The organism is Enterobacter cloacae complex sp. P27C, assembly GCF_014895705.1.
Taxonomy (GTDB): Bacteria; Pseudomonadota; Gammaproteobacteria; order Enterobacterales; family Enterobacteriaceae; genus Enterobacter; species Enterobacter bugandensis.
This window is the reverse complement of the sequence record NZ_JADBQB010000013.1, coordinates 86,067-92,952: the sequence shown is the minus strand read 5'-3', so window position 1 is coordinate 92,952 and position 6,886 is coordinate 86,067. Positions and strand designations below refer to the sequence as shown.

Here is a 6,886-nt window from a genome sequence, read left to right as displayed (position 1 = left end):
AAACGGGTTCTTATGCCTCAGTTGTAAGTGTCTACCATGTCCCCGAACAAGTGTTCACTATGTCCCCGGACCGTACAGTGGGAGAGGGTTAGGGTGAGGGCATCACACCGCACCTTACTTCTTCACCTGCGCCTTAAACTTCTTCATCCACACCAGCAGTTCAAACACGCCGAAAATAAACACCCGCAGCTGCTGCCAGCCGGTCATCGGCGGGCCATCTTTCGGCAGGCCGTTTTTCAGCATCACCATCTGCAGGGCGTGCATGAACGAGGTGAAAATCAGCGCCACGTTAACAAAGATGTTCAACGGGCGCGGGAACGGGTGCACCAGATTCAAAATCAAAAATGCCCAGACGCCCAGCATCAGCAAGCGTCCCAGGTTAATCAGTACCGGCATCGGATCCTCCTTGTGCCTGACGGTGATACAGACGATAAGCCACCTGGCCTGCGACCTTCTCGCGGTGCAGATCCCAGTGAACGGGAACGGGTGGCAGGCCGTTTTCCACTTCGCTTTCTACATAAATCAGCGCGTCATCCGCCAGCCAGCCATTGTGCTCCAGCAGGGATAACGTCTCTTCCAGCAACCCCTTGCGGAACGGCGGGTCGACAAAGACCACATTATGCGGCGTACCCTGCTGCGCGAGGAAGCTCAGCGTATTGGTGTTGACCACTTTCGCGTTCGTCGCCTTCAGCGTCGCCAGATTTTGCTGCAGCGTCTGCGCAACGCCGCGCTCCATCTCCAGCAGCGTGGCGCTGGCGGCGTAGCGCGACAGCGCCTCCAGCCCTAAGGCACCGCTTCCGGCGAAGCAGTCCAGGCAGTGGGCGTCTACCATTGATGGGGCAAGCCAGTTAAACAGCGTCTCGCGAACGCGGTCGGTTGTAGGGCGTAAACCGGGGCTGTCCGGCACCGGTAATTTCCGGCCTCGCCACTGGCCGCCGATAATGCGAATTTGACCGGCCGGGGCGCGGGTGGGTTTCTTCATCTCTGGAAAGCTCTGTTAACCATAGCCCTGCGATTGCGGGCGGTGATGTCAATTAAGTAAAGTGTTAGACTATTTCATCATTTTTTTAGCTTCCCTGTATATAGCGCCGCGAGGAGTGTAGTCGCAGATGGCAAAACAAAAAAAACGTGGCTTCTTTTCCTGGTTGGGTTTCGGTGAAAAAGAGCAAGAAACAGAACAGAAAACCGAAGAGCAACAGGTTATAGAAGAGCAGTCACAGCCTGAAACGCCTGTCGAAACCGCTGCGATTGTCGAAGCGGAAGAACCAGCGCACAGCAAAGAAGAGATTGAATCCTTTGCTGAAGAGGTGGTTGAGGTCACTGAGCAGGTTCAGGAGAGCGAGAAGCCAGAGCCGGTTATCGTAGAAACCCTTACCGAAGCGCCGCAGGCCGCTATCGAACACGAAGCGCTGCCGCTGCCCGAAGAGGTTAAAGCTGAAGAGGTTTCTGCCGAAGAGTGGCAGGCCGAAGCGGAAACCGTTGAAATCGTTGAGGCGGTGGAAGAAGAGGCGGCACTTGAGCCAGAGCTGACCGACGAAGAGCTGGAAGCTCAGGCGCTGGCGGCGGAAGCGGCTGAAGAAGCGGTAATCGTCGTGCCGGTGGAAGAGCAGGCCGAAGAAGAGATCGTTCAGGAGCAGGAAAAACCGACCAAAGAAGGTTTCTTCGCGCGCCTGAAGCGCAGCCTGCTCAAAACCAAAGAAAACTTAGGTTCCGGATTTATCAGTCTTTTCCGCGGCAAGAAGATCGACGACGATCTGTTTGAAGAGCTGGAAGAGCAGCTGCTGATTGCGGACGTGGGCGTGGAAACTACCCGTAAGATCATCGCCAACCTGACCGAAGGGGCGAGCCGCAAACAGCTGCGCGACGCCGAGGCGCTGTACGGCCTGCTGAAAGACGAGATGGGTGAAATTCTCGCAAAAGTTGACGAACCGCTTAATATTGAAGGCAAAACGCCATTTGTTATTCTGATGGTTGGCGTTAACGGCGTGGGTAAAACCACCACCATCGGCAAGCTGGCGCGCCAGTTTGAGCAGCAGGGCAAATCGGTGATGCTGGCGGCGGGCGATACCTTCCGTGCGGCAGCGGTTGAGCAGCTCCAGGTGTGGGGCCAGCGCAACAACATTCCGGTGATTGCCCAGCACACCGGCGCGGATTCCGCATCCGTGATTTTCGATGCCATCCAGGCGGCGAAGTCGCGCAACGTGGACGTGCTGATTGCTGACACCGCAGGGCGTTTGCAAAACAAATCGCACCTGATGGAAGAGCTGAAGAAAATCGTTCGCGTCATGAAGAAGCTGGACGAAGATGCACCGCATGAAATTATGCTGACTATCGACGCCAGCACCGGGCAGAACGCCATTAGCCAGGCGAAGCTGTTCCATGAAGCGGTAGGACTGACGGGGATCACGCTGACCAAACTGGACGGCACCGCGAAAGGCGGGGTGATCTTCTCCGTGGCCGACCAGTTCGGCATTCCTATCCGCTACATCGGTGTGGGCGAGCGTATTGAGGATTTACGTCCGTTTAAGGCGGACGACTTTATTGAGGCATTATTTGCCCGAGAGGACTAACAATGATTCGCTTTGAACACGTCAGCAAGGCCTATCTCGGTGGGAGACAAGCGCTGCAGGGGGTGACGTTCCACCTGCAGCCAGGCGAGATGGCATTCCTGACCGGCCATTCCGGCGCGGGGAAAAGTACCCTGCTCAAGCTTATCTGTGGGATCGAACGGCCAAGCGCCGGGAAAATCTGGTTCAGCGGCCACGAAATTAGCCGTCTGAAAAACCGCGAAGTGCCGTTTCTGCGTCGTCAGATCGGCATGATTTTCCAGGATCACCACCTGCTGATGGATCGCACCGTTTTCGATAACGTGGCGATCCCGCTGATTATTGCCGGCGCCAGCTATGACGATATCCGCCGTCGCGTCTCTGCGGCGCTGGACAAGGTCGGGCTGCTGGACAAAGCGAAGAACTTCCCGATCCAGCTTTCCGGCGGTGAACAGCAGCGCGTGGGCATCGCCCGCGCGGTGGTGAACAAGCCTGCCGTACTGCTGGCGGATGAACCGACCGGTAACCTGGACGATGCCCTGTCCGAAGGGATTTTGCGTCTGTTTGAGGAATTCAACCGCGTAGGGGTAACGGTACTGATGGCGACGCACGACATGGGGCTGATTTCCCGTCGTTCGTACCGCATGCTGACCCTGAGCGACGGGCATTTGCACGGAGGCCACGGTGAACAAGCGTGATGCAATGAACCAGATTCGGCAGTTCGGCAACCGGTTCGACCGTTTCCGTAAGCCGCAGGGCGGCGGTGACGGCAATCGTAATGCGCCTAAGCGCCAGAAAGCGGCGCCGAAACCGGCCTCCCGCAAGACCAACGTGTTTAACGAACAGGTGCGCTACGCCTTCCACGGCGCGCTGCAGGACCTGAAAAGCAAACCGCTGGCGACGTTCCTGACGGTGATGGTGATTGCCATCTCCCTGACGCTGCCAAGCGTCTGCTACATGGTCTATAAGAACGTCAACCAGGCGGCTTCGCAGTATTACCCGTCACCGCAGATCACCGTTTATCTGGATAAAGCGCTCGACGATAACGCGGCGGCGCAGGTGGTCGGGCAAATCCAGGCCGAACAGGGCGTGGAGAAGGTGAATTATCTCTCCCGTGAAGAAGCGTTGGGCGAGTTCCGTAACTGGTCAGGCTTTGGCGGCGCGCTGGACATGCTGGAAGAGAACCCGCTGCCCGCCGTGGCGGTGGTGATCCCGAAGCTGGATTTCCAGGGTACCGATTCTCTGAATACCCTGCGTGACCGCATCACACGCATCAACGGGATTGATGAAGTGCGCATGGACGACAGCTGGTTTGCCCGTCTTGCGGCGCTGACCGGGCTGGTGGGGCGCGTGTCGGCGATGATCGGCGTGCTGATGGTGGCGGCGGTGTTCCTCGTCATCGGTAACAGCGTGCGTCTGAGCATCTTTGCGCGTCGCGATACCATCAACGTGCAAAAACTGATTGGCGCAACGGATGGTTTCATCCTGCGTCCGTTCCTCTACGGTGGCGCACTGCTCGGTTTCTCCGGCGCATTTCTTTCACTGATATTGTCAGAAATTTTGGTGATGCGGCTTTCGTCTGCCGTCACAGAAGTGGCGCAGGTTTTCGGAACTAAGTTTGATATCAGTGGCTTAGGCTTTGATGAGTGCCTGCTGTTGCTGCTGGTGTGCTCCATGATCGGCTGGATTGCCGCATGGCTGGCAACGGTTCAACATTTACGCCACTTTACTCCCGACTAATAAAAGCGTGATATAATCTTTCCCTGCACCGAGATGTTCGCTCTGCAGGGAAAGCGTCCCTGTTGTCTCTTCCCCTGTTATCATCTCCATGTCACATTTTGTGCGTAATTTATTCACCGTTGCACCTGGAACTTGTGGATAAAATCACTGTCTGATAAAAGAGTGGATGCTAATCTCGTTGCTCAAACGCTTTGGCATGGTTGTTGCCTGACGGGGACAGCCTGGACCAGAAGAAACATTGAGAGGAATGAATGACCAAAGAAATGCAAACTTTAGCTTTAGCCCCTGTTGGTAACCTGGAATCTTACATCCGGGCTGCGAACACCTGGCCGATGTTAACGGCCGAGGAAGAAAAGGAGCTTGCTGAAAAGCTGCATTACCAGGGCGATCTGGAAGCAGCGAAAAAGCTGATCCTGTCTCACCTGCGCTTTGTTGTTCACATTGCTCGTAACTATGCGGGCTATGGCCTGCCGCAGGCGGACTTGATTCAGGAAGGTAACATCGGCCTGATGAAGGCTGTACGTCGCTTTAACCCGGAAGTGGGCGTGCGACTGGTCTCCTTCGCCGTACACTGGATCAAAGCAGAAATTCATGAATACGTGCTGCGCAACTGGCGTATCGTGAAAGTCGCCACGACAAAAGCGCAACGTAAGCTGTTCTTCAACCTGCGTAAAACTAAGCAGCGTCTGGGCTGGTTCAATCAGGATGAAGTGGAAATGGTGGCGCGCGAGCTGGGTGTATCCAGCAAAGACGTCCGTGAGATGGAATCCCGTATGGCCGCACAGGACATGACCTTTGATATGTCCTCCGACGACGACGCATCTGACAGCCAGCCGATGGCACCGGTTCTGTATCTGCAGGATAAAACCTCTAACTTTGCCGACGGCATTGAAGAGGACAACTGGGAAGATCAGGCCGCGAACAAGCTGACCCATGCGATGGAAGGCCTCGACGAGCGTAGCCAGGACATTATCCGCGCCCGCTGGCTGGACGAAGACAACAAGTCCACGCTGCAGGAGCTGGCTGACCGCTACGGCGTTTCTGCGGAACGTGTCCGTCAGCTTGAAAAGAACGCCATGAAAAAACTTCGCGCTGCTATCGAAGCGTAATTACCGCGAAGTACACCGAGAGCCCTCGAATGCAAATTCGGGGGTTTTGTTTTTTTAGCGCCCGCTCTGGCGAATTTCTCCCCCCTGGCAAACACTTACTGATGCGCTAAGCAGGCGATTTTCTCAGGGGGTCAGGGTGAAAAATAACGAACTGAATGACCGGCGTTTACAGGCGACGCCGCGCGGCATCGGCGTGATGTGTAACTTCTATGCTGATAAAGCCGAAAACGCCACGGTGTGGGACGTGGAAGGCAATGAGTACATCGACTTCGCCGCCGGGATCGCGGTGCTGAATACCGGCCATCGCCATCCCAAAGTTATCTCCGCTATCGAAAAACAACTCCACGCTTTTACCCACACGGCCTACCAGATTGTGCCGTATGAGGGCTATGTGGCGCTTGCCGAGCGCATCAACCAGCGCGTGCCGATTAACGGCCCGGCCAAAACCGCCTTCTTCTCGACGGGTGCTGAAGCGGTCGAAAACGCGGTCAAAATTGCCCGCGCGTATACCAGACGCCCCGGCCTTATCACCTTCGGCGGCGCGTTCCACGGTCGCACCTTTATGACCATGGCGCTGACCGGTAAGGTCGCGCCGTACAAGCTGGGTTTCGGCCCGTTCCCCGGTTCGGTATACCACGCTCAATTCCCTGACGGTCTGCACGGCATCAGCACGGCGGAAGCATTAAAAAGCCTGGAGCGCATCTTTAAGGCGGATATCGCCCCAGACCAGGTGGCGGCCATTATTCTCGAACCGGTTCAGGGAGAGGGCGGGTTCAACATTGCGCCCGCTGATTTTATGCAGGCGCTGCGCGCCCTGTGCGATACCCACGGAATTTTGCTGATTGCCGACGAGGTGCAAAGCGGCTTCGCCCGCACCGGCAAGCTGTTCTCGATGGAACACCACTGCGTGAAGCCGGACCTGATCACCATGGCAAAAAGCCTCGCGGGCGGGATGCCGCTCTCAGCGGTATCGGGCCGCGCCGAGGTGATGGACGCGCCTGCACCTGGCGGTCTGGGCGGTACCTACGCAGGTAACCCGCTGGCGATTGCCGCGGCGCACGCGGTGCTGGACGTGATTGATGAGGAAGATCTCTGCACGCGCTCGGCGCACCTCGGCCATCATCTGGTAGAAGTGCTCAACAAAGCGAAGGAAAACTGCCCGTTCATCGCCGACATCCGTGCCCAGGGCTCGATGGTCGCGGTAGAGTTTAACGATCCGCAATCCGGGCAACCGTCGCCGGAATTCACCCGGCAGGTGCAGGAGCGCGCGTTGAACGAAGGGCTGCTGCTCCTGAGCTGCGGCGTTTACGGCAACGTGATCCGCTTCCTCTATCCGCTTACCATCCCCGAAGCGCAGTTCCGTAAAGCGCTGGACATTATCTCCGCGTCGCTGACACGTTAAAGCCACCAGCCCGGCGGTAAATCCTGTCGGGCTTATCATATATTCATTTCAAATTAGCTATTCCAAAATCATAAAAATGGGGTATGTTT

7 protein-coding genes are annotated in these 6,886 nt (G+C 56.5%); 5 read left to right on the top strand and 2 right to left on the bottom strand.

Features of this window, described 5'->3' with window-relative positions; all coding sequences use genetic code 11:
* Positions 1-114 precede the first annotated feature (114 nt).
* Both IM291_RS20360 and rsmD read right to left on the bottom strand, forming a co-directional pair.
* Entirely contained in the window at positions 115-396 is a 282-nt protein-coding gene (locus IM291_RS20360) for a DUF1145 family protein (RefSeq protein WP_014882110.1), read from the bottom strand.
* Positions 380-982 (bottom strand): 16S rRNA (guanine(966)-N(2))-methyltransferase, encoded by a 603-nt coding sequence (gene rsmD, locus IM291_RS20355; RefSeq protein WP_028015140.1) that lies wholly within the window; start codon positions 980-982, stop codon positions 380-382. Before rsmD ends, IM291_RS20360 begins: the two co-directional genes overlap by 17 nt.
* A 127-nt stretch (positions 983-1,109) precedes the next feature.
* Here rsmD and ftsY point away from each other — a divergent pair, with 127 nt between their 5' ends.
* The 5 genes from ftsY to IM291_RS20330 all read left to right on the top strand — a co-directional run bounded on the left by ftsY (position 1,110) and on the right by IM291_RS20330 (position 6,797).
* Positions 1,110-2,570, top strand: a complete 1,461-nt coding sequence (ftsY, locus tag IM291_RS20350) for a signal recognition particle-docking protein FtsY (protein ID WP_192987565.1) — start codon at positions 1,110-1,112, stop codon at positions 2,568-2,570.
* 2 nt (positions 2,571-2,572) lie between these two features.
* Positions 2,573-3,244, top strand: coding sequence for a cell division ATP-binding protein FtsE (ftsE, locus tag IM291_RS20345; protein WP_003861525.1), 672 nt, complete (start codon positions 2,573-2,575; stop codon positions 3,242-3,244).
* On the top strand, positions 3,231-4,286 hold the full coding sequence (gene ftsX / locus IM291_RS20340) for a permease-like cell division protein FtsX (RefSeq protein WP_028015142.1): 1,056 nt from the start codon (positions 3,231-3,233) through the stop codon (positions 4,284-4,286). Before ftsE ends, ftsX begins: the two co-directional genes overlap by 14 nt.
* Positions 4,287-4,537: 251 nt before the next feature.
* Positions 4,538-5,395 carry an RNA polymerase sigma factor RpoH gene (gene rpoH, locus IM291_RS20335; RefSeq protein WP_028015143.1) on the top strand — a complete coding sequence of 286 codons (858 nt, stop codon included), beginning with the start codon at positions 4,538-4,540 and terminating at the stop codon, positions 5,393-5,395.
* 136 nt (positions 5,396-5,531) lie between these two features.
* On the top strand, positions 5,532-6,797 hold the full coding sequence (locus IM291_RS20330; RefSeq protein WP_047366848.1) for a 4-aminobutyrate--2-oxoglutarate transaminase: 1,266 nt from the start codon (positions 5,532-5,534) through the stop codon (positions 6,795-6,797).
* Positions 6,798-6,886: the final 89 nt, after the last annotated feature.